Annotated in this window: 25 protein-coding genes; 18 read left to right on the top strand and 7 right to left on the bottom strand. The window is 41.5% G+C overall.

Annotation, left to right across the window (positions count from 1 at the left end):
• Positions 1-131: 131 nt before the first annotated feature.
• From AB5123_RS10265 to AB5123_RS10295, 7 genes are all read left to right on the top strand, one after another.
• Positions 132-614: a hypothetical protein gene (locus tag AB5123_RS10265; RefSeq protein ID WP_038672708.1), complete on the top strand. Its 483-nt coding sequence runs from the start codon at positions 132-134 to the stop codon at positions 612-614.
• Positions 615-726: 112 nt separating this feature from the next.
• On the top strand, positions 727-909 hold the full coding sequence (locus AB5123_RS10270; protein ID WP_038672706.1) for a hypothetical protein: 183 nt from the start codon (positions 727-729) through the stop codon (positions 907-909).
• Between the two features lie 469 nt (positions 910-1,378).
• Positions 1,379-1,801, top strand: coding sequence for a plasmid recombination protein (locus AB5123_RS10275; RefSeq protein WP_242843643.1), 423 nt, complete (start codon positions 1,379-1,381; stop codon positions 1,799-1,801).
• A 13-nt stretch (positions 1,802-1,814) separates the two neighbouring features.
• A complete protein-coding gene (locus tag AB5123_RS10280; protein WP_337811897.1) occupies positions 1,815-2,045 on the top strand; it encodes a hypothetical protein in 231 nt (76 codons plus the stop codon).
• 45 nt (positions 2,046-2,090) lie between these two features.
• A complete protein-coding gene (locus AB5123_RS10285; protein WP_337811896.1) occupies positions 2,091-2,672 on the top strand; it encodes a hypothetical protein in 582 nt (193 codons plus the stop codon).
• A complete protein-coding gene (locus AB5123_RS10290; RefSeq protein ID WP_243240675.1) occupies positions 2,657-2,809 on the top strand; it encodes a hypothetical protein in 153 nt (50 codons plus the stop codon). The genes AB5123_RS10285 and AB5123_RS10290 overlap by 16 nt, the downstream gene beginning before the upstream one ends.
• The gene (locus AB5123_RS10295; protein ID WP_242843641.1) at positions 2,806-3,030 is read left to right on the top strand and encodes a hypothetical protein; all 225 of its coding nucleotides are present in this window, start codon (positions 2,806-2,808) and stop codon (positions 3,028-3,030) included. The genes AB5123_RS10290 and AB5123_RS10295 overlap by 4 nt, the downstream gene beginning before the upstream one ends.
• Before the next feature lie 50 nt (positions 3,031-3,080).
• Here AB5123_RS10295 and AB5123_RS10300 read toward each other — a convergent pair whose 3' ends face one another.
• A complete protein-coding gene (locus tag AB5123_RS10300) occupies positions 3,081-4,022 on the bottom strand; it encodes a hypothetical protein (RefSeq protein ID WP_302413693.1) in 942 nt (313 codons plus the stop codon).
• Positions 4,023-4,120: 98 nt separating this feature from the next.
• Positions 4,121-4,480, bottom strand: a complete 360-nt coding sequence (locus AB5123_RS10305) for a helix-turn-helix domain-containing protein (protein ID WP_287991556.1) — start codon at positions 4,478-4,480, stop codon at positions 4,121-4,123.
• Between the two features lie 142 nt (positions 4,481-4,622).
• Here AB5123_RS10305 and AB5123_RS10310 point away from each other — a divergent pair, with 142 nt between their 5' ends.
• The 4 genes from AB5123_RS10310 to AB5123_RS10325 all read left to right on the top strand — a co-directional run bounded on the left by AB5123_RS10310 (position 4,623) and on the right by AB5123_RS10325 (position 10,811).
• Positions 4,623-5,699, top strand: coding sequence for an adenine-specific methyltransferase EcoRI family protein (locus AB5123_RS10310; RefSeq protein WP_038672702.1), 1,077 nt, complete (start codon positions 4,623-4,625; stop codon positions 5,697-5,699).
• 6 nt (positions 5,700-5,705) lie between these two features.
• Positions 5,706-6,821, top strand: coding sequence for a DUF262 domain-containing protein (locus AB5123_RS10315; RefSeq protein ID WP_337811895.1), 1,116 nt, complete (start codon positions 5,706-5,708; stop codon positions 6,819-6,821).
• Between the two features lie 112 nt (positions 6,822-6,933).
• Positions 6,934-8,988, top strand: coding sequence for an ATP-dependent endonuclease (locus tag AB5123_RS10320; protein WP_278642719.1), 2,055 nt, complete (start codon positions 6,934-6,936; stop codon positions 8,986-8,988).
• Positions 8,988-10,811 (top strand): UvrD-helicase domain-containing protein, encoded by a 1,824-nt coding sequence (locus AB5123_RS10325; RefSeq protein WP_038672696.1) that lies wholly within the window; start codon positions 8,988-8,990, stop codon positions 10,809-10,811. Before AB5123_RS10320 ends, AB5123_RS10325 begins: the two co-directional genes overlap by 1 nt.
• Before the next feature lie 327 nt (positions 10,812-11,138).
• Here the strand turns inward: AB5123_RS10325 and AB5123_RS10330 are convergent, their stop codons facing one another.
• Entirely contained in the window at positions 11,139-11,420 is a 282-nt protein-coding gene (locus tag AB5123_RS10330) for a hypothetical protein (protein WP_117892733.1), read from the bottom strand.
• Between the two features lie 354 nt (positions 11,421-11,774).
• On the opposite strand from AB5123_RS10330, the gene AB5123_RS10335 reads away from it, so the two are divergent.
• From AB5123_RS10335 to AB5123_RS10355, 5 genes are all read left to right on the top strand, one after another.
• The gene (locus AB5123_RS10335) at positions 11,775-12,953 is read left to right on the top strand and encodes a CDP-glycerol glycerophosphotransferase family protein (RefSeq protein WP_337812188.1); all 1,179 of its coding nucleotides are present in this window, start codon (positions 11,775-11,777) and stop codon (positions 12,951-12,953) included.
• A gap of 105 nt (positions 12,954-13,058) precedes the next feature.
• Positions 13,059-13,763 carry an IspD/TarI family cytidylyltransferase gene (locus AB5123_RS10340; RefSeq protein ID WP_195249369.1) on the top strand — a complete coding sequence of 235 codons (705 nt, stop codon included), beginning with the start codon at positions 13,059-13,061 and terminating at the stop codon, positions 13,761-13,763.
• 14 nt (positions 13,764-13,777) lie between these two features.
• Positions 13,778-14,851, top strand: coding sequence for a galactitol-1-phosphate 5-dehydrogenase (locus AB5123_RS10345; RefSeq protein WP_117857103.1), 1,074 nt, complete (start codon positions 13,778-13,780; stop codon positions 14,849-14,851).
• A 110-nt stretch (positions 14,852-14,961) separates the two neighbouring features.
• Positions 14,962-16,821 carry a CDP-glycerol glycerophosphotransferase family protein gene (locus AB5123_RS10350; RefSeq protein WP_349198540.1) on the top strand — a complete coding sequence of 620 codons (1,860 nt, stop codon included), beginning with the start codon at positions 14,962-14,964 and terminating at the stop codon, positions 16,819-16,821.
• Between the two features lie 29 nt (positions 16,822-16,850).
• Positions 16,851-17,531, top strand: a complete 681-nt coding sequence (locus tag AB5123_RS10355; RefSeq protein ID WP_038672690.1) for a ribulose-phosphate 3-epimerase — start codon at positions 16,851-16,853, stop codon at positions 17,529-17,531.
• A 121-nt stretch (positions 17,532-17,652) separates the two neighbouring features.
• Here the strand turns inward: AB5123_RS10355 and AB5123_RS10360 are convergent, their stop codons facing one another.
• The 4 genes from AB5123_RS10360 to AB5123_RS10375 all read right to left on the bottom strand — a co-directional run bounded on the left by AB5123_RS10360 (position 17,653) and on the right by AB5123_RS10375 (position 20,905).
• On the bottom strand, positions 17,653-18,195 hold the full coding sequence (locus AB5123_RS10360; RefSeq protein ID WP_138336697.1) for a DNA-3-methyladenine glycosylase I: 543 nt from the start codon (positions 18,193-18,195) through the stop codon (positions 17,653-17,655).
• A complete protein-coding gene (thrB, locus tag AB5123_RS10365) occupies positions 18,192-19,079 on the bottom strand; it encodes a homoserine kinase (protein ID WP_195387969.1) in 888 nt (295 codons plus the stop codon). The genes AB5123_RS10360 and thrB overlap by 4 nt, the downstream gene beginning before the upstream one ends.
• 88 nt (positions 19,080-19,167) lie before the next feature.
• Positions 19,168-20,406 carry a homoserine dehydrogenase gene (locus AB5123_RS10370; protein WP_022287035.1) on the bottom strand — a complete coding sequence of 413 codons (1,239 nt, stop codon included), beginning with the start codon at positions 20,404-20,406 and terminating at the stop codon, positions 19,168-19,170.
• 52 nt (positions 20,407-20,458) lie between these two features.
• Complete coding sequence (locus AB5123_RS10375; protein ID WP_022287034.1) at positions 20,459-20,905, bottom strand: ACT domain-containing protein; 447 nt, start codon at positions 20,903-20,905, stop codon at positions 20,459-20,461.
• A gap of 300 nt (positions 20,906-21,205) precedes the next feature.
• On the opposite strand from AB5123_RS10375, the gene AB5123_RS10380 reads away from it, so the two are divergent.
• On the top strand, positions 21,206-21,517 hold the full coding sequence (locus AB5123_RS10380) for a hypothetical protein (protein WP_368364777.1): 312 nt from the start codon (positions 21,206-21,208) through the stop codon (positions 21,515-21,517).
• Between the two features lie 33 nt (positions 21,518-21,550).
• Entirely contained in the window at positions 21,551-22,597 is a 1,047-nt protein-coding gene (locus AB5123_RS10385) for a V-type ATPase subunit (RefSeq protein WP_138336687.1), read from the top strand.
• Positions 22,598-22,609 lie beyond the last annotated feature (12 nt).

The following is a 22,609-nucleotide window of genomic DNA, read 5'->3' on the forward strand; positions in this document are numbered from 1 at the left end:
CTATGCGTCCCCTCAAATGGTTTTCGCCTATCGAATTTCTTAATAATAGTGTCCAATATGATTGACAAACCTACAATAATGATTTGAATCAGATATAGGTATCGGGGCGAGACCAGCCCGACAAGAAGTTCGTGCTCACCCGAAATAAAGAAACGCTGTGCTGGGAACTGAGCGGTGAGAAGTCTCCCGAATACACGGAGCCGCCTGAGCCTGTGCTTGAAGCTATCGGCAATTTCATCACTGCGGACAATCCGACTTGGGAGGGTACGGCGACCGAGCTTATCGAAAAGCTGGAGCTTGACATCAAGCCGAATGCCCTGTCGCTGAAACTGAATATCAATGCAGGAAAGCTGTACAATCTTTTCTTTGTGCAGTACAGCAATTCCAGAAGTCACAAGGGCAGGAAGATCACGCTCCGCTATGACGAGGATCACCCTATCATAGTTGAGCCTGAATCGGATACTGATGATACTGCTGAGGATGAGTTTCAGTATCAGCCTGTTGATGGCGATCCGAAAGCAACGGTGTGCTATGTCAGAGGTGATAGCGGAAACAAGTCTTTTCATGATATGACTGATGCAGAAAAGGAAAACTTTCTCGTTACAAGTTATTGAGCGTGACGATGTGTGACGGTCGTGACGATGTTTGTGAGGTCTCAAAAAGACCGTCACCATCGACACGCATCGTCACGGGTAGAGAAAAATATACGGGAAGGGGGTGTAAAAAATGCCCGATATGGAAAAGGTAAAAGCGCTGACTTCTCTGCTTGAAGAAAGAAGTGGTCTTGATGTGCGTGAAGCACTGGTTCGTTTTTACAATTATCTGTCAATCGAGGAGACCAGAATTTTCGATAAAGAGACAGACTATCTGCTTGACACGCTCGGTGTTGAGATTGAACTGCCGTTCTGATTCAGGATAGCGAACTTGGACATTTTTGTCCGAGTTAAAATTGAGGATAATCGCATAGACTTTAGCTCACTTTTGAGCAAAAGTTCATGAATAGAATCATCATTTTTGAAATGCTGATTTTGAAAAAAGTTATGCGGATTTTTGAATAAATGTACCCACATTTTCGGTTGCTCCGTCAGCCGTCCTTCTCCAGTAAGGGATAGCCCCGCAGGGCGGAGTAGTTCTTGTGGCGGTCTGATGCTGCCGCAAGTACTACGGAGTTACAAGCGGCGCTCTGCACCGTTGTAATCGTTGCTCCGAAGTTATTTTCCCTGCGACCATTCCTTGCGTCGTTCAAGGAAAATTTGCCCGTCAGGGCTGGCGATAGCCCTTCCGCCTTAGCGGTCATGAAAGGAGTGATGCCTATGATTTTTGTATTGGATTTCGTAGAAAGAGAGAAGTAAATCCAATGAACAAAAGAGGTAATTTTATGAAAGAAAAAAGAATTTCATTCGGTCAGGGAAAAGGTTCTCTGACTCACAATAACAGGGAGTTCATGGCGGACAATGTTGATCCGCTCCGCACTCCGCAGAACATCACCTTCGTGCGTCAGCCGATAGGCGAAGCATACAATCAGCTTTTTGCTGAATCCACCGAACGTTACAATGCCAAACAGAAGCGTAATGACCGCAAGGTTCACGGCAGCTACTACGAACACCTTTTTGGTGTGAAGCCCTGCAACACTGTCCGCACTGCCGCCGACAAACGCAAGAGCTTTTATGAGGACGTTGTGCAGATCGGCAAGATAGAAGATTCGGGTTACGGCACTGAGGACTTTCAGCTTGTGGCTGACTGCCTAAAAGAGTACAATAGAAGGTTTCCAGAATCGCAACCCCAACTTTTACGTTTTTAACGCTGTCCTGCACATGGACGAAGCCACGCCACACCTGCACATCGACTACATTCCTGTCGGTCACTATAAGCGAGGGCAGGACGTTCAGAACGGTATCGCTCAGGCTCTGAAAGAAATGGGCTTCGGTGAGGGTAAGCAGGCTATTGCACGTTGGCGAGCTGCTGAGGTCGAGGTGCTGAATAAAATCTGCCTTGAACACGGTATCCAGCCCCTCGCTCCCGAAAAGGCGAGAGGGACTTTATAGATACCGGAATACAAGGAAAAACGCAGGCAGGCGGACGAGCTGGCGGTGCAGAATGCTCAGGCAGCAGCGGAGCTTTCGGAGAAGCAGGCAAAGAGTGAAAAGCTCGATGCTCAGATTGAGAAAAAGACTGCCACGGTCAATGCAATCATGAGCTATCTGCCCGACCTTGAAAAAGGCAACAAGGTCGAGGACGATTGCCTTGCTATCAGACAGGAGCTTGACAGTCTGCTTGACGGTAAGCTGTCTATCATGAAACACAAGGACGATATCATTGCCAAAGTTGAAAAGCTCGGCAAGATCGCAGCGAAAGCGGCTGATGCTTCGCACAGGAAAAGTCTTACCATATATGACCTGCGTGAACTTCTCCAGAAGAAAGATAATGAATACGATGATCTTTGGCATAAGGCTGCGGAGCGTTCGGGACGTATCAACGAGCTTACCTATGAGGTTTCAACTCTGCAAGCAAAGGCTGATGTACAGGCTGAATTTATCGGTCTGTCCAAAAAATGCGAACCGCAGAAATTCGCTGAGGTGAAACAGCTTCAAGAGCATATTCAGGCTCAGCGTGAGGAAGAACAGATACAGCAGTCCGCCACCAGAAAGAAAAAATCGTGGGGACTGGAATAACAGAAGGTTTTATTATGATCATCAGAAGCAAAGACAAGGTTCAGGTGTGCGGCAAGAGCAAGCCCGTATGGGTGCTTGACACCGATGCCCTGACCGTTACCCACAACACCGCCGATGCCGAGCCGAGCCGAGCGTGACAACATTCAGCTCCGATCACATCAAGTATCACCTGCACTACTCGGCGGAGTACCGTCCTGTAAGGCTGAAAAAGCTCGTCAACGACGGCACGATACTCGAAAATGATACTGAGTATCTCAGAGCCGTAGCGGTCGGTGATCTTGCAAAAGCGAGAGGTCTGGAGAATATGGATCGCTTGATCGCCAGAGATCCGGTGTATGCGGCTATGGTGTATGTGTGAAATATTAATATATGCCGTTCGATATTATATCGAGCGGCATATAAATATAATTAATTATCGATGGATAACGAAGTGGATTCGTTCGCAATCTTATCAATGAGCAGTATACCATACAAGAAATTCATCAGCTTAATGCAATCTAACTGCGTTTTTTCTTTTTTTGAATGTCCATGTATTATAAAATGACGATTGAGATTTGATGGTTCATCTTGCGTAAAGTCACTTTGGGCTGCTAATGAATCCATAGTAGCCTCAAAAGTCAATTCAAGAGTCAAAACTGCATATTCTGTTTCATCTAATGAGCCAGTGTCTTCTAATTTCTTTAAAAGTGTTCTGCCTCGTGAAGAAATATTGGTATTTCGGTATTGCTTTGTTGCTTCAGACAATACGCCATCAATAACTGAAAGTAATCCTACAGCAGCGATAGTGTACATTTCTCCATTGTATGCATTTATTGCTTGATTGAACAGTATACTATTGTCTTTTAGAAAGATATGTTTTTCGCATTCAGATGTAATATGTTGGATTAACTCGGCATCATCTTGGAGTGCAAATTCAAGCAGAACCGTGTCAGTAGATTTATTTGAAAGCAATTGATCTACTAAATACTCAGGTAATGGATTCCAATAAACAAACTGTGATTCTTCTAATTTTCGGATTGCTGACAACGGTCTTATGCGATCAGCAAATTTTGCAAGAATCTCACCATAATTCTTTGAAAAGTTTGCTATCTCCTCACGAATAGGCTTAAATACTTCGTTATATGCTTGTATTGATGCTTGGATTGAATCGGACAATCCCTTATAGTTTTCCAAAACAGCAATAAGAGGACGAGCAATGGTTTCTATGTTCTGAGTCATCTTATTAATTGGTTCAGTCATTTCTTGGAGCCGTTGGGACATACTAATTAACGGTTTCATTGCTTCCTGCAACTTAGCGGAATAATCTCCAAAAGCAAACAACTCCGAATAATTGAAAGAATTATCAGCCATCTTAACTTCTTCCTTTCTAAAAGCTCTATTACTATTGTATCACAGATTGATGCTAATTTCAAGATAAAGCCGAAGGATTCTGCGTGAGTCCTTCGGCTTTATTTTGTCAGCTCTGCTGTGATCTTCCCCAGCACAGCAAACTGCTCCTGCGTGAGCTGCCTGCCCGTCTGAGCGTTTTTGATACGATAGGCATCGACCAGGGCTTTGACAGTCTCGGTCTGTGCTTCGGTTAGCCCGTGAGTAGAGAGTGTCCCCTGATGCTTCATACCGCATAGGGTGTCCATTGAAACGTTGAAGATACTGGCGATAGAGCGAAGTGTCTCAAATGGCGGTGTCATTGTATTAGCTTCATATTTGCTGATAGTGCCCTCTGTGACATCGAGCATTTCTCCGAGCTTCTTCTGCGTTATTTTCCGTTCCTTGCGTAATGATCTTATCAAAGCTCCAAGATCATACACTTGCCTCACCTCCAAGTTTCTCTTTTGGAATATTATACCCAAATATACTTGTCAATTTCGATAGATTGTGCTATAATATATTCTATATACGAAAGTTTCAGGGCAAAAAGTTTCAGTAGATGCAAGTTTTCGGAGGCGTAATATGGCAGGTAACAGTAATCTACATATGTCGAAGGCAGGAAAGACCGATGAATTTTACACGCAGCTATCCACAATAGAAGAAGAACTGCGTCATTATAGGAAATATTTCAAAGGAAAGACGGTACTCTGTAACTGTGATGATCCCTACGAGAGCAATTTCTTTAAGTATTTTGCTTTGAACTTCAATGCTCTCGGACTAAAAAAGCTGATAACCACTTGTTATGCAACTTCTCCTATCACATATACTCAGCTATATTTGTTTGCTGATGAGGAGATCACTTATCCCGCAGGCGAGGGAAAGAAGCCATACAAGATAGAGATAACAGAGGTCACCGATGCAAACGGCGATGCAACAGTTGATCTGAGTGATGTGGAATATCTGCTGCGAAACAATAAGAACGCCCTTACGCTTCTGAATGAGGACGGTGATTTCCGTTCCAGAGAGTGTATAGCTCTGCTGAATGAATGTGATATCGTGGTAACGAATCCACCTTTTTCTCTGATGAAAGAGTATATCCCTTTACTCGCTGAGAGCGGAAAGCAATTTCTTGTCCTCGGTAATATGAATCATATAACGTTTAAGGAGATATTTCATTATTTCAGAGAGAATAAGATGTGGCTCGGATATAATGCAGGGCATTTCTGGTTCAAAGTGCCTGATTACTACGAAGCCAAGAATACTGATTACAAGCAGGACGAGGACGGTCAGAAATGGCGCAGACTTGGTAATATCTGCTGGTTTACGAATATGGATATAGATATTCGTCATCAATTTCTTGATTTGTATAAACACTTTAGTATTCAAGAGTATCCTGAGTATGATAATTATGATGCCTATTTTGTAAAAACTGTTGCTGATATTCCCTGTGATACTGATAAGCCACTTGCTGTTCCTATTACATTCCTAAGTTCCTTCTCTCCAGATCAATTTGAATTATTAGATGCCAATCAATTCAGAAAATACGATGAAGTCCCCGTTAAAAGTCATGGACTGATAAAAGATAAAGATGGTACTATCAAAGGAAAAGCAACGTATGCAAGGTTATTGGTTAGAAATCGAAATCCCGAAAAGGAGTGATACATAATGAAAATCGACCGTATTCAGATTTCAGTTGCAGAGCTGCGTCAAGGCTATGAAGAACGTGGAACAGACGGTATTGAAGGAATTGTTGCCTATGGCGGACTGCTTGATGTCAGACCACCGTATCAGCGTGAATATGTTTATGCTCCGAAAGAGCGTGATGAAGTTATTCGCACCGTCAAGAAAGGCTTTCCTCTGAACACTATGTACTGGGCAAAAATAGATGACGGGCGTTACGAGTTGATGGACGGACAGCAGAGAACGATCTCTATCTGTCGTTACGCTGCCGAAAGTGAGAGAACATTTGCGGTAGATGAGAAATACTACTTCAACTTGGAGAAAGACCTGCAAAAGCAGATAGATGATTATGTCCTTGATATTTATGTATGCGATGGTACTCCCTCGGAGGTACATGAGTGGTTCAAGGTCATAAATATAGCAGGTAAACCGCTGACAGCTCAGGAGCTTCGCAATACCGCCTATACAGGCACTTGGCTTTCAGATGCGAAACTGCATTTTTCAAAGCCTACCTGTGCCGCCTACAATATGGCGAAGAACTATGTGTCGGGTTCTCCTATCAGACAGGAATACCTCGAAACCGCTATCATGTGGATCGCTGCCCGTGACGGCTTGGATACGATAGAAGAATATATGGCGCTTCATCAGCACGATGATAACGCCAACCAGATATGGATATATTTCAAGCGTGTGATTGAATGGGTTGAAACGATATTCCCCGTATATCGCAAAGAAATGAAAGGCATAGAGTGGGGACTGCTCTATAACACATACAAAGATGCAGAACTTGATCCCGATGCTCTCGAAGCTGCTATAACAAGGCTTATGGCTGACGATGATGTAAGCAATAAAAAAGGAATATATACCTACATCCTCAACGGTGATGAACGTAATCTCAGCATCAGACCATTCTCTGATACACAGAAGCGTGAAGCATACGAACGTCAGAAAGGTATCTGTCCGATATGCAACAAGCACTATGAGTTTGCTCAGATGCACGGCGATCATATCAAGCCTTGGCACGCAGGCGGTAAGACCGTTCCGGAGAACTTGCAGATGCTGTGCAGGGATTGTAATTTGAAGAAATCGGGGCAGGAATAATATAATATATAGTCGAATTCCCTTGAAATAATACAGGCATTGTGGTATAATGTAGATATACTGGATAACTGTGTTGTTTCAGGGGGATTATTTATTTGCTGTGGAGGTGCTTATGAAACTTACAAAAATAAAAATTCAGAACTATCGTTGTTTTGGAGAAGAACAAATAATAGATTTTGATGACTTAACTGCTTTTATTGGAAATAACTGTTCTGGAAAAACAACAGCTATGTCTGCGCTTAATTGTATTTTTTCAAATAATAGCAACGATAGAATACTTAAACGCAGTGATTTTCATCTTCCACATGATAAGAGTTGGAACTCACTCGATCATCAAGAACTATTTATAGAAGCCGTTTTTGTTTTTGATGAATTAGCTGAAAAAGATGCTGATCTTTCAGCTATCCCTGTATTTTTTAAGAGTTTTGTGGTGGATGAACCAGGTGGAACACCCTATCTGCGAATAAGGCTAGAAGCATCATGGGAAAAAAGCAACAATATTGAGGGTGCAATAGAGAACAAAGTATACTATATTACTTGTTCTGAATCAGAAGCAATTACAGAAAGTGCTAAATCCCCAGCAAATCGAAAAGATTTAGATCAGATCAGAGTTATCTATGTTCCAGCAGTTCGAGATCCTTCAAAACAACTTAAGAACACTTCTGGAACAATGATCAACCAAATAATGAGCAAGGTAAATTGGAGTGACGAATCTCAAAAGCAGATAAACGACTCAATTGAAGCCTTGAATCAAAGTTTTTTAGCAGAAAAAGGTATCTCTGTGATTAGTGAATCAATAAATAGCCAATGGAAGATGTATGATTCAGATTCTCGTTACACAAATGCACAGTTGAGATTTAACAGCACGGATATTGATTCTTCAATTAAGAATTCGGAAGTAGTATTCTCGCCTGCCCCTATGGCAAAAGAATGTTCCATTGATGAATTGAGTGACGGCCTTCGTTCGTTGTTTTATATTTCACTAGTGGACAGCATCCTTAATGTTGAAATACAAATCAAACAGGAAATGCCTTCTTATCCAGAACAGCTATCATTTTCATTCACTCCGCCTGTATTAACTATTATTGCTCTTGAAGAACCTGAAAATCACATTGCCCCACATCTTATTGGTAAGTTGGTTCACAATTTAAAAAGCATAGCTTCAAAAAGCAACGCACAAACTATATTAAGTTCTCATTCTTCTTCAATAATCAAGCGAGTAGAACCAGAAAACCTAAGATATTTTAGAATTGATTCTAGACATGATACAACTTCTGTCCGCTCGCTAACTTTACCTGACAAGGAAAAGCTGTCCGATCAGTATAAATATATAAAGGAAGCGGTAAAAGCTTATCCTGAATTATATTTCGCAAAACTGGTGATTTTAGGTGAAGGTGATAGTGAAGAAATCATTTTACCTAAGGTATGGAACGCAAAGAATGGTGATACTGATATAAGCGGGATATCAATCGTTCCATTAGGCGGACGCCATGTTAATCATTTCTGGAGATTGCTCAATGATTTGAAAATTCCACATATAACCCTTTTGGATCTAGATCGAGAACGTGATGGTGGCGGTTGGGGACGAATAGCATATGCAGTAGAGCAATTAATCCAATATAATCCTGAGAAGAAATCGTTGCTACAATCAGACAAAGGCACGATTAGTCTTGATGCGATGAAAAAATGGAATGTATCGGATAATATGGACTTATGGATTAAGTGGTTAGAAGAAAATGATGTGTTCTTCTCATCTCCATTAGACATTGATTTTTTGATGCTCGAACAATATAAAGATGTATATATTTCTACACTTGAGTCATCAGAGGGTCCTCAACTAATGGTTTCAGAAGAGGGAAAAAAACATAGGAATAAAATAATCGATATAGAAACACAAGGGAAAACATCTTTGCCGGAGTATACTGAAAGAATAGAAAATGATGTCCATAGTACATTGAAAGAATGTGGCGGAGATGGAGCAACATATTCAGATGAGCAGAAACGATTGATGATCTGGTATACATACTTTTTCTTAAATCGAGGAAAGCCATCCACCCACATTGAAGCACTATCGAGAATTGATAATGAACAATTAAAAACGACTATGCCAGATGTTTTATGCAGGCTGATAGCTTCAGCTGAAAAGAAACTAAAGGAGACGATGTGATGGCCATTATAGCTGATGAAAAATGGTTACCATCTGATAGTATCATTCTTGAAAAAAATGCAGATGTTGCAATAAGGCAGAAAAGAAATGTTCTTGTGGTAGCTGGACCAGGCGCAGGTAAAACGGAATTATTAGCACAAAAAGCTAACTATCTGTTTGAAACTGATAATTGCAAAGAACCATATAGAATATTAGCAATCAGTTTTAAGAAAGATGCAGCCAAAAATCTTAAAGAACGTGTGGAACAAAGATGTGGTAAAGAGACAGCTTGTCGTTTCGATTCAATGACATATGATGCTTTTGCCAAAAACCTTCTTGATCATTTTCGTTTAGCGCTTCCGCAGGAATTACGTCCAAAGCAAGATTACATAGTAGAAGATAAAGATATATTAAAAGCCGCTTTTGAACAATATAATAATCATAATACAAGATATTATGATGCTATTATATCCTCAGTGTCACTTCCGTTCGCCAAAGATGAGGTGGGAGAAAGAATATGGAAACTTTTGCTACATGGATTTGACGATCATACATCGATGCTCACTTTCAAAATGATTAGTATGCTAGCTGAGTATATTATTAGAACTAATATAATGATAAGAAACGGATTACAAGAAACATATAAATATGTTTTCTTAGATGAATTCCAAGACACAACAACTCTTCAATACGAACTAGTGAAGCGATGTTTTTTATCTTCAAAAGCAATAATTACAGCAGTTGGAGATAATAAACAACGTATAATGGTATGGGCTGGAGCAAGAAAAACAGTTTTCGTGGATTTTCAGAATGATTTTAATGCGATCAAGTATAAGCTGATAATGAACCACAGATCCGCTCCGAGGTTAGTTGACTTACAGAGAAAAATGTATTCCGTGCTTAATGAAAGCGACGGTCAAGTACAGCATTCGGCAAAATGGAGAGAAGATGACGGAATTATAAACTTGATTATTTCAGAGAACTCTGAATCAGAAGCATTAACAATAACTAATAGCATAATAAAAAAAATAGAAACAGGTATTTCTCCGACACAAATATGTATTCTTTGCAAACAAAAACCACAAGATTTTACGCAGATAATCATTGATTATTTAGGACAAAAAGGTATATATGCAAGAATTGAAAATGATTATCAAGATTTAATCAAAGAACCTATTATAGAAATCATTCTTTCTATTTTGTCACTTACCTGTAATCGGAAACATCCTGATGATTGGCAAGTATTAGTATCTTCTATAATAGAATTATGGAACATCTCGGGCACACAGTCTGATGATGAATACTTTAATGTTCAAAATCAAATTGATGATGAGTTATTAAGAATTAAACAACAGTTTAGTTTAGTAACGACAAAATCGGAGTTCTATGAAGTATTAAAGAAGATAGTATCTTTTTTGAAATTTGATTGTATAAAAGCTGTGTTTCCAGAGTATAGTCAAGGCAAATATCTAAATGATGTACTTAATAGATTTGCAAAGCTCTTTTGGGATGAATTAGAAAAAACATCTATTGATTTGAATATGTCTATTGAGCAGTTTAAGGGGCTACACTCAATTCCAATAATGACAATACATAAAAGCAAGGGGTTGGAATACGATACCGTGTTTTTTGTGGGATTAGAGGATGCAGCTTTTTGGAACTTCAAAAATCAACCTGAAGAAGATCGCTGTGCTTTTTTTGTTGCTCTTTCTCGCGCTAAGAGCGAAGTGTCATTTTCTTTTTGTAAGAATCGAAATCATAAAACGCAAAAGCATAATGATATTAATGAATTCTTTGATCTGTTACAGGAGCCCAGAATAGCAAATATTATAACTCCCCCTTGACAACCGCCTCGATCTGCGCTATAATACAAAATAAGAAGCAAGCCACCGGGCACATATTCTCCTATAAGTCACTGGTTTTGGTTATCATGGCGCTAATAAAATGATAACTTGGCATCAGTGGGCAGTATAGTACAGAATAAAATGTATAATTGAGATACCACAGCTCAAATCTCCTAAACAAAACTGTTTAGTCTGGAGGCCGATTTGAGGAGTGGGAATAATATAGATATTGCCTGAAAAGATAAGAGCTATCTGATTCGATTTGTGAATCGGATAGCTTTTTTTATGTGTCAATAGTATAGCATACAGCTTTATGCAATTTAACGCCTAAATATTCTCGCACAAATCTTTAAGAGTATTGTAAGCCTTGTCAAGATCAGTTGACTTGGGAACAATTACAGTGATACCAAAACAATCGTCCCATTGGAAAATCAGCCCAAGCTCATCATTGTCTACTTTGTATTGCATTGAGTCGGATATCGCCCTGATCTTGCCGTGAACCATGTCTCGGTATGCTTTTAAAAGCACAACAAATTCGTCAGGCTCACCAGGATAATCACAAAATATGAATATCCACCTTTCTTTATTAGGCCAACGAACTTCATACATAAGACCACTTCCTATTTATGATGATTTTACTACATTATAGCATGTTGTTCAAAGCGGGTCAATAGCTGTTTCCTCACATAATAAAAAATACTTTGTCAGTTAATAAAGCAGAAATAGTCTCATCTTCACATTATTCAAATAATTTTACAAAATTACAAATACCCCCTTGACACTTCTCCCGTTCTGCACTATAATACTACACAAGAGAACTTTTTTTAGCGTTGTGCATACGTTAAAATGAGCATAATAAAGCTCAGAAAATAAGCTTTTTTGTGAGATGTGCCGCAAAAGTGTCCTGCTATTTGTTAAAGTGTAGACAAACGGCGCATAATATGATATAATGTAGGGTGAGAAATGAGCGGTTTAAAACAGGCGGTCAGAAATGCCGCCAAGATCATAATGTTCAAAGGAGTATATCCCCTTTGCTATAAAGTGTCAAGCCTTAGACCTTTGAGAAAAAACAAGGTCATCTTTGCCGAGATAAGAAGCGGTACGCTGACGGATAGCTTCCGCTATATCTATGAGGAGATAAAGACCAGAGGACTTGATCCGCAGGTCTATTACGTCCATAATAATAAGGGCGGAATGGGCTATCTGCTGAGATATCTGAAGCTTACTTGGCTGATGGGAAACGTGGGTTGCGTTTTGCTTAACGATACCTGTAATCTGTTCGGCGCTTTTAAGTTCAGAAAAGACACAAAGGTCATTCAAACATGGCATTCCTGCGGAGCTTTCAAAAAGTGGGGAGAAAGTATCACCGACCTCTCTTTCGGCGAGTCGCTGGAAGAATTGAGAAAGTTTCCTGCCCATACAAGCTATACACTTTGTACCGTCAGCAGTAAAGAGTGCATATGGGCTTTCAAGGAAGCTTTCGGCTTTGACATTGATAATAATAGCGTGCAGGCAATAGGCGTATCTCGTACCGACTTTTTCTTTAAAGAGGAAAATCGTGTGAAAGCCTTTGAAAATCTTTATAAAAATTGCCCGAACGCACAGTATAAAAAAGTCCTGCTCTATGCCCCTACCTATCGTGGGGACGCTGATAAGGCTTATATCCCCGAAAAGCTGGATATAAAAGCCCTTAAAGAGAATTTCGGCAGCGAGTGGGTGCTTCTTGTAAAAAGACACGGCTTTGTTAAAAAAGAGTGGGATATCCCCGAGGATTGTCAGGACTTCGCCTTTGACATAACAGAACACATGCCTATCGAGGATCTTCTTTTTACTGCCGATATGTGCATAACCGATTATTCTTCGCTTATTTTTGAATATTCGCTCTTTGAAAGACCTATGATATTCTACGCTTTTGACCTTGACCAGTTCTATGACTATAGAGGCTTTTATTATCCCTATGACTATAGCTTCCTCCCAGGTCCAATAGTTAAGACCAATGAGGAGCTTATAAACGCCATAAAGCAGGGAAAAGCCGACCCTACTGTCATTTCTGATTTCAGAGAAAGATTTATGGGCGCTTGCGATGGCCGTTCTACCGAAAGGATAGCCGATTATATTGTGTCACAAAACAGCGAATACTAATGCAAGGGTGAACAGCGTTCGCCCGTTGACTGCCGATACTTTATCGGCGTATCACAATGATCTAGATACATTATTGTAATATAAATATCAGTAAGGAGTTTGTTTATGATTTACGGTGCAATGCTCGCAGGGGGATCTGGTACAAGAGTTAAAAGCTCAAAAATACCAAAGCAGTTTATCGAGATCGGAGGTAAGCCGATCATAATCTATACCCTTGAAAATATGCTCAAGGTAAAGAGATTTGATTATATCTATATCGCCGTCCATAAGGACTATGAGGACTATATGAACGAGCAGGTGAAAAAGAATATTCCTGAAAGCGAAAAGGTAAGGGTGATCCTCGGTGGCAAGGAAAGAATGGATACTATAAATAATGTCACCACCGCTATCACAAATGATAACGGAATTCATGATGACGATGTTATCGTTATCCACGATGCCGTAAGACCTTTTGTTACAGAGAAGATACTCAACGATTCCATAGATTGTGCCGCAGAATACGGTGCTTGCGTCTGCGGACTTCCATGTGCAGATACTATTCTCCATTCAAAGGGAGGAGAGTATGTTGAAGACATCCCTGTCAGAAGCGAGCTTTACAGCGGACAAGCTCCCGACAGCTTCCGCCTTGCCCACTTTATCCAAATGCAGGATAACCTCACCGAGGAGCAGAAAAAAGTCATCACAGGCACTTCGCAGATATGCACAATGAATAACCAGCCTATCCACCTTATAGAGGGCGACGCTATTAATTTCAAGATAACAACAGACAGCGACCTGCTTATTGTCAGAACGCTGCTTGGCGGTAAATAGAAAGGACTTTTTTTATGAAAAGCTTAATAAACATACCCGAAAAGATGAAAGCACTTGTGCTTTATGGCGTGGGCGACCTGAGAGTAACTGAGGTAGACGTGCCAAAGCTTGAAAAAGGCACCGTATTGCTGAAAATAAAGGCGTGCGGAATTTGTTCAAGCGATATGCCAAGATGCTTTGTAACAGGAACTTACCACTTCCCGACCATACCTGGTCATGAGTTTTCAGGTCAGATAGTTGCAGTTGGCGATGACGTTGACGAAAGCCTTCTCGGCAAACGTTCCTGCGTATTCCCTATGCTCCCTTGCAAGCATTGTAAAGCCTGCAAAATGGAGGAATATGCACAATGCTCAGGCTATAGTTATTTCGGTTCAAGACAGGACGGCGCATGGGCTGAGTACCTCGTTGTTCCAGTATGGAACTTAGTTCCGTTCGACGATACCCTCGATTATAAAACTGCAGCGCTCTGCGAGCCTGCCGCTGTTTCAATGCACGCTGTAAATATCGGTGACATCAAAGAGGGTCAGAACGTTGTTATCATAGGCACAGGTACAATAGGCTTTATGATAGCCCTCTTTGCAAAAGAGAGAACAAAGACCGGTAAGGTGGTTATCGCAGGCCGTTCAAAGAATAAGCTTGAGTATGCAAAGAAGCTGGGCTTTGACGTTGTTGATACAGGCGTTGACGATCTCCCTGCACAGGTGAAGAAGATAATAGGTATCGACGGAGCAGACGTAACATTTGAAGCTGTCGGCTCAAACGAAGCTATCGCTTCCGCTATCGAGTCAACAGGCGCTCTTGGCAGTATCGTTCTCGTTGGCAACCCGTCAACAGACCTTATCCTGCCTAAGAATATCTATTGGTCAATACTGAGAAAGCAGATAACAGTCAAAGGCTCATGGAATTCCAGCTATAACAGCAGAGTGAACGATTGGAAGAAAGCCCTTGAAGTTTTCGAGCATAGCGACGTAAACTTTGCCGATCTTATCACACATACATTCACAATAGAGGAGAACGAAAAGGCATTCTCCGCTATCAGAAACACAGGCGAGTTCACCTTAAAGGTAATGTTCACATTTGACGATTAAACAGTCTGCCGTTTGTAAATTTGAGTAAAAATTCTGTAGTCGCTTTTCAAGACCTGAAATGAAAGTTGAGGGAAGCTTTAAAAGTGGCGGAAAGTAAGGAATAGTTTTAAATGGATAATATGACTCCCGAATTTGAAGAGATATACGGGAACAGAAGAAAGACTATTGAGAGATTAAAAGAGAGAAACAAAAAATTCGCAGAGCTTACAAGAGTAGAGTTCAAGAGAGTTATCCTCCATATCGAGGGCGAGCTTGTGGGCTTTGAAAAAGACGAGCTTGAAAACTTGTCAGCAAGATTTGTCACACATGATAGAACTTGTATGTTCCCTGCCCAGCATTTTGAAGTAAGCGGAACTCATTTTCATCTGACAGTGAATATAATGTCCGCCAATAACGAAGCTCCTATCGCCACAGGCGAGTATGCCCTTAAAATATTCACAAAGTATAAGGGCATGAATAAACCGCAGATATCAACAGATACAGTGGATTATGTCCTCAGTGGCAGTACGCTTCTCAAGCTCACCTATGATAACGATGGCAGATGCCTGTCAAAACAGGTGCTTACGAACGAGTATCCTTGTATCATATCCGATAAAGTGGAAACTATAGAGGACGATACAAAGGCGAACCCTATGAACTTCAAGCTCAGACGAGGCGCAGAAAACCTTTTCTATGCCGAGTCTGCAAGCGATATGGATACACTCGAATATAAGCTTGCCGTCACCTATAAAGAGCCTAAGCCTTCCCAGACCTTGCCAAAGCGTATTGAGAAGAAGCTTCAAAACCGTAAGAAGCTTATCATAAGAGATGTTTACGGCTTAAAGATATGGTGCTTTAAAAAGGCGTTCTCGTTCTTTAAGCATTTTGCTAAGAAAAACGGGGATATTATCCTCTTTGCCAGCGGTTCGAGAGCCGAGATAGGCGGAAACGAAAAGGTCATCTATGACCGCATGATAGAAAGAGGACTTGACAGCAAGTATAAGTTCAGATTTGACTTCAAAGCTAGTATCACTGTCAATAGGTCGATACCTGCCATGATAAGGTTCGTCTACTATCTTGCAACCTCCGATATCATTCTTATAGATGATTATTACCCTGACATCTACCTTGTGGATTATCCTAAGAACGTCAAGGTGCTTCAGGTTTGGCACGCCTGCGGAGCGTTCAAGTCATTGGGCTTTGAAAGACTGGGCAAGCCGGGCGCACCTCCGTTCAATACAAGGGTGCATAAGTGCTATACCCACGTTCCTGTAAGCTCCTATCATTCTGCGCTCCACCATGCAGAGGGTTTCGCTATCGACGAGAAGAAGTTCTATCCTGTGGGTATCCCAAGAACGGATATCTTCTTTGATGACGAATATAAAGCCAAAACAAGAGAGCAGATGCTGGAAGTTTTCCCTGAGTGCAAAACTGCAAAAACAGTTTATATGTATGCGCCGACCTTCAGAGGAAATAACGCAAATAATGCTCATTTCCCATTTGATAAGCTTGACCTTACAGCATGGGGCAAATTTCTTGATGAAACGGATTCTGTCCTTATCGTAAAGCTCCACCCGTTTGTAAAAAGGCGTATCGAAATACCTGACGAGTATGCTCACAGAATACTTGACGCCTCCGACTACAGAGAGGTAAATGATATCCTATTTATAGTTGACGTGCTTATCACAGATTACAGCTCTATCATCTATGAAATGTCACTGCTTAAAAAGCCAATGCTTTTCTTTGCTTTCGACCAAAAGTATTATGAAGCAACAAGAGATTTCTATGAGCCGTATGAGGAGCTTGTTCCTGGTAAGATCGTTCACGATTTTGATGAGCTTATGACCGCTCTCAAAGATAAGGATTACGAGTTTGAAAAAATGGATGGCTTCATAAAGAAGAACTTCAAATATACAGACGGAAAGTCCACTGACAGAGTAATAGACCAGCTTATCATGGGCATTGAGCCTGAAGATAACAGCATAAGATAAAAAAGATGAATAGAAACAGGAGGATCAGTATGGACAATGGTATGATATCAGTCTCAATGATGTGCGTCCATCTGGGACAGATAAAGGAATATCTTGACGCTTTTAAGCGCAACAATATCGAATATCTCCATATAGACGTAATGGACGGCTCATTTGTGCCGAATTTCACACTTTATCCTGATTATGTAAAACAGCTCCGTGATCTGACGGATATCCCATTTGATTTTCATTTCATGATAGAAAAGCCTGAGGAAAGGCTCCAGTGGTTTGATATCAGAGAGGGCGATTATGCGGCAGTGCATTATGAAAGCACAAAGCATATCGCAAAGTGCCTGCAATATCTCCGTTCTATCGGTGCAAAGCCTATCTTGGCTATCAATCCCGGCACACCTATCTGCGTGGTAGAGGAAGCCGTAGACTTCATAGACGGTGTGCTTGTCATGACGGTAAACCCTGGCTTTGCAGGACAGAAGCTCGTGCCTAACACGGTGGATAAGGCAAGACGTCTTAGAAAGTGGCTTGACGAAAACGGCCACGAAGACATCATCATAGAAACTGACGGCAATATGTCAAACGAGAACTGCCGCAAGCTTTACGAAGCAGGTGCAAGAATGTTTGTTGCAGGAACATCGAGCCTTGTTAAGCCGCAGGTAGAGGGTATAGACGAAAGGATAGCCGAAAACCGCAAAAATATTTGTCCTTTGGGATAAAAAAATTGAAAAATGCAGCCGCTCTGTACATTGTGCAGGGCGGTTTTTTACATTGTTTATGAGAATACGAAAAAGCGGTGCAGAGTTTCCACTCCGACACCGCTTTGCTTATATCTTTACTTTATTTTTCTCTATAAAGTCCACATTCTCTATCATGGGAATATATCACTCCCACCGCCTGCAAAAACGAATATATTATCACGCTTCCCACGAACTTCATTCCACGCTTTTTCAAGTCTGCAGAGATCCTATCGGACCATTCGTTGGTAGTTTTATCGCACTCATACAATATTTCTCCGTCAGTAAACTTGCAAAGATAATCATAAAAGCTCCCCTGCTCCTTCACAATATCCCGAAATATTCTTGCATTAGAAATACTCGCCCTAATTTTCAGCTTATTTCGCACAATAGAACTGTCAGAGCAAAGCTCTGCGATCTTCTCTTCGTCATATCCACAGACCCTATCAAGGTCAAATTCATCATAAGCCCTGCGGAAATTCTCACGCTTGTTCAGTATGCACTCCCACGAAAGCCCAGCCTGAAAAGACTCCAGCACAAGCATCTCAAACAAATAGCTGTCATCAGTCCTGAGAACGCCCCATTCCTTGTCATGATATTCCACATACTTTGGATTTTTCAGGTCGCACCATTTGCACCTGTTCATATAAGCTTTGTGCCCTCGTTGTCAATATGAAATTCCTTTACCTGCCAGCCTTTAAGCCCTGCATTGTCAAGGGAAAATTTCATCTTGCCTGCGAAATATTGATTGCTCTCATCTACAATAGCCATGATAGTTGGACCTGCACCGCTTATGTATGCCGCATAAGCACCATGAGTGTACGCAATGTCAAAAACGTCCTTGCAGTGGGGTATAAGCGCCATTCTGTAAGGCTGGTGAAGCCTGTCATCAACTGCCGTTTTCAGATTTTCAAACTTGCCCGTAAGAAGCGAAGCCGAGAAAAGCGCCGCACGGGAAAGGTTGTAAACTGCGTCCTTGTGTGAAACTTCCTTAGGCAGACAAGCCCTCGCTTCCTCAGTTTTCAGCTCAAAATCAGGTATTATCGCCACGAATTTCAGCTTTGTGAAAACCTCCTGCTTTACCCAGTGTACCTTTCTTCCGTCAAATACCGCCGTCACAATTCCGCCAAGAAGTGCAGGCGCAGTGTTGTCAGGGTGACCCTCTATCTGTGCCGCAAGGTCAACAAGATCGTCCTTTGTGAGGGGATCTCCAAGCATTTTGTTTGCTCCAACAAGTCCTGCGATTATGCAGGCAGAGGACGAGCCAAGTCCCCTCGCCATAGGAATGTTGCTCGTTTGTATAAGCTTTAGTCCCTCCAGCTTTTTTCCGCATACCGCAAAAAGGTCTTTTGCAGAAATGTAAATAAGATTTCTCTCGTCCGTAGGAATGTCAAGCCCGTCCGCCGCCGTTATGTCTATCCTGTCGCACTCCTCCATTTCAATGTAGTTGTAGTAAGTGAGCGCAAGACCCAGTGCGTCAAAACCTGCGCCAAGGTTAGCCGACGTGGCAGGTATCTGTATTTTTATCATGGTGAAAACTCCTTTATAAAAAAGGCGGACATCAAGTCCGCCCCATATTGCTTTTGTGTAATGGCAAACAGTGTCCGCCGCTTTTTTATCAGTATATCCTTATCTTGCTTGCGATCTCAGCGGAGTGTGAAAGGATAGTCAGGTTAGCGTCAATGTCAGCCTCTTTCATGTTCGGCGTGATAAACGCAAGCTCGTTTTCTGTCCTGCCAGAACGCTCGATATACATGAGCTTTCCGAACATCTCAGAAATAGAAGACTTGAGAGCCTCAGCATTTTCAGCCTTTATGCGAACATACATTGAAACGTCCATGTCCTTGTATGGCGCAACAAAATTCTTGTCATCACAATCTTCCCATGTAAGAGCAAGCACTCTGTGATGATGTTTCAGACAATCGATAATGTCGCCTACTACCGCTGAAGCTGTAGGAAGCTTGCCTGCACCCTGTCCGTAGAACATAACGTCGCCAACGCCGTCGCCTGTTACGCTGATAGCATTGTATACATCGTCAACAGACGCAAGAAGATTTGACTTTGGCACAAGTCTAGGACAAACGATAGCACTCACTCTGCCGTCATCAAGCTTCTTTACAGAACCTATAAGCTTTATAACATATCCTGCGTTTGCAGCATATTCAACATCATCAAGTGTGATCTTTGTTATGCCTGAGCAGTGTACCATTTCAGGATAAATGTGCTTGCCGTATGCAAGTGAGCCAAGTATACAGATCTTTCTGCAAGCGTCCTCGCCCTCAACGTCAGCCGTAGGGTCAGCCTCAGCATAACCAAGCTTCTGAGCCATTTTAAGAGCATCATCAAATGACATCTGCTCTTTTATCATCTTTGTAAGAATGAAGTTTGTTGTGCCGTTGAGAATACCTGATATCTGAAGTATCTCGTTTCCTGCCAAGCACTTGTTCAAAGGTCTGATGATAGGTATACCGCCGCCAACGCTTGCCTCGAACAGATAGTTGCAGTTGTGTTCCCTTGCTATTTTAAGAAGCTCTGCACCCTTTTCCGCAACTAGCGCCTTGTTTGATGTAACAACGCTCTTGCCGTGTTCAAGAAGCTTCTTTGTGTAGTCATAAGCGAAAGTCGTTCCGCCTACTACTTCGGCTACTACTTCTACCTCGGCATCATTGAGAATGATGTTGAAGTCCTTTATCATTTTGTCTGCAAATGGAGAATCAGGGAAATCCCTCAGATCAAGAATGTACTTGATGTCACATTCCTTGCCGACCTTTTTTGAGATAGATTCACGGTTTTTCATAAAAAGCTCTACCGTACCAGAGCCTACAACGCCATAACCGATAACTGCTACTTTACACATAAAAAATCCTCATTCCTAATAAATTATATATTGTTAAAATCTTATTTTACCCTTACTCTCCCGATATTATCTTGACTTCCACAACGCCGTGAACTTTAGAAAGCTCCTCCGTAAGCACGTTGGTGCTAAGTGCGTCATGCTCAAATCTTACCGAGAATGTCACCGTCGCCACCGAGTCGATAGGGATATTCTGGTTTATGGTCAGAATATTCGTGTTCAGCTCGTAAAGCCGTGATATAATGGAGGAAAGCACTCCCTTTTCATCTCTCAGTATGCAGTATACCGAAACGATGTTGTTTGTGAGCTGTTCTTCATAATTGAATACGGAGTCCTTGTATTTGTAGTATGCGCTCCTCGATATCCCCACCTTGCGGCAGGCTTCCGATGAAGTGGAAACTTCGCCCCTTGCCCTCATGCGCTTTGCGGCAAGCACCTTTAGCACAATGTCAGGAAGCACCTCAGAGCTTACGATAACAAGTTTGTTTTGCCCGTTCTCCAATTTTAGTCCACCTCCAAAGTACAGATGTGTGCGTGATAAATACAAGTTTACCACTTTTGTCCCCTTTTGTCAAGTGACCTGACCGCAGATATTCAACTAATTTTTCAAATTCAGGGTAAAATAAAATGTGTATTCTGACTAAAATCATTACACATAGAGCAATTTGTCCAAATAAAAGTCATATGGATAGTGCAAAATATATAAAAAATATGGCTTTGTACCCCTTCAAACTTGCTATTTAAGACAAAAAGGTGTACAATTAATGTTATAAAACTATCCTGCCTGAAAGGGGAGAATAATATGGATATGATAGCAGAAATACTGCAAACAGATAAAGCCGCTGCAGGCAAGCTTGAAAAAGCAGATATGGAAAGCGGCGAACTGCTGGAGCGCACAGTGAAAGAAGCGCAGGAGCTGAAAGAAAACGCCCTGAAAGAAGCCGAAGCCTATAAAACGCAGAAAGCCAAAGAGGTCACAGAGCGTATAAATACCGAAAGCGAAAAGATAACTTCCGCACAGCACGAGAAAACAACGGTTCTCGATAAAATATTTGAAGAAAAACATACTCAGTGGGAGAAGGAGATATTTGATAATATCATCTCTCCGAAGTAGAGCAAAAATTCTCCGTGAAAGGGGCTGAAAAATATGCTTGACAGTTGGTCTGCCAACGGAACAGTGGCGAAAATAAAATATATCCACGGCAGAATGTTTACTAAAGAGAACTATCATGAAATGCTCATGCGAAGAACAGTCCCTGAAGCCGCAGACTATCTTGCACATTCAGCCAGATATAAAGACGCCTTCCGTGACGTTGACCCTAATACCGTCCATAGAGGTTTTGTGGAGGCGCTTCTCCAAAGAGAGAATTTCAATACCTATATGCGCCTGTGCAGATTTCAGGAGCTTGATAAACTGCCTTTTTATGACTTCCTTATAAAAAGCAAGGAGATAGAATGTATTCTGTCCATGATAAACAATATAAATTCAGGGCTTGATAATTCTTACCTTAACGACCTTCCCGGCTATGTTATAAAACATTCAAAGGTGAGCCTTCTTGAAATGAGTCGAGCCGAGAACTATGAACAGCTTCTTAAAATACTAAGAAATACACCGTATTATAAGATACTGGTGAAAATACCGCCTTTGGAGGACGGCTCAGCGGATTATACCGAGTGCGAGCTAAGGCTGAGAACAGCCTATTATACCGAGCTTTTGAATACCGCAAAGCATGATTTTTCCGAAATGCAAAGCAAACAGCTCTCAGAAATGATAAGCCGAGAGATAGATTGCCTTAATATAATAAACGCCTACCGTATGAAAGCCTTCTTCGGCTATTCTGCCGAGGAGATAAAAAAACGGCAGATAAGAATAAAAACAGGCACAGGCTCAGTTAAAAGACTTGATAAGTATTATGAGCTTGAAAGCCCTGAAGATATGCTCGAATGGGTGAAAAGATCAAAGTATTCAAAGGGTTGCAAACAGACCTCTGAATATATCGAAAGCATAGTCCGAAGTTCACAGTTTGCCTATCTTTCTCATATCCTCGCCCAAAGCACCGCCGCACCTGTTTCACTCTATGCCTTTATGAAACTGTGCAGTACGGAAGCCTTGAACATCGTGCATATAATCGAAGCGATAAGATATAATGCCGACCCCTCGGCAGTTGAAAAGGATCTTATCATCACCGCCTGAGCGGTAAATTCT

It is taken from the genome of Ruminococcus sp. RTP21204st1_B2_RTP21204_210225, from assembly GCF_040914135.1.
In the GTDB taxonomy this organism is placed as follows: Bacteria; Bacillota; Clostridia; order Oscillospirales; family Ruminococcaceae; genus Hominimerdicola; species Hominimerdicola aceti.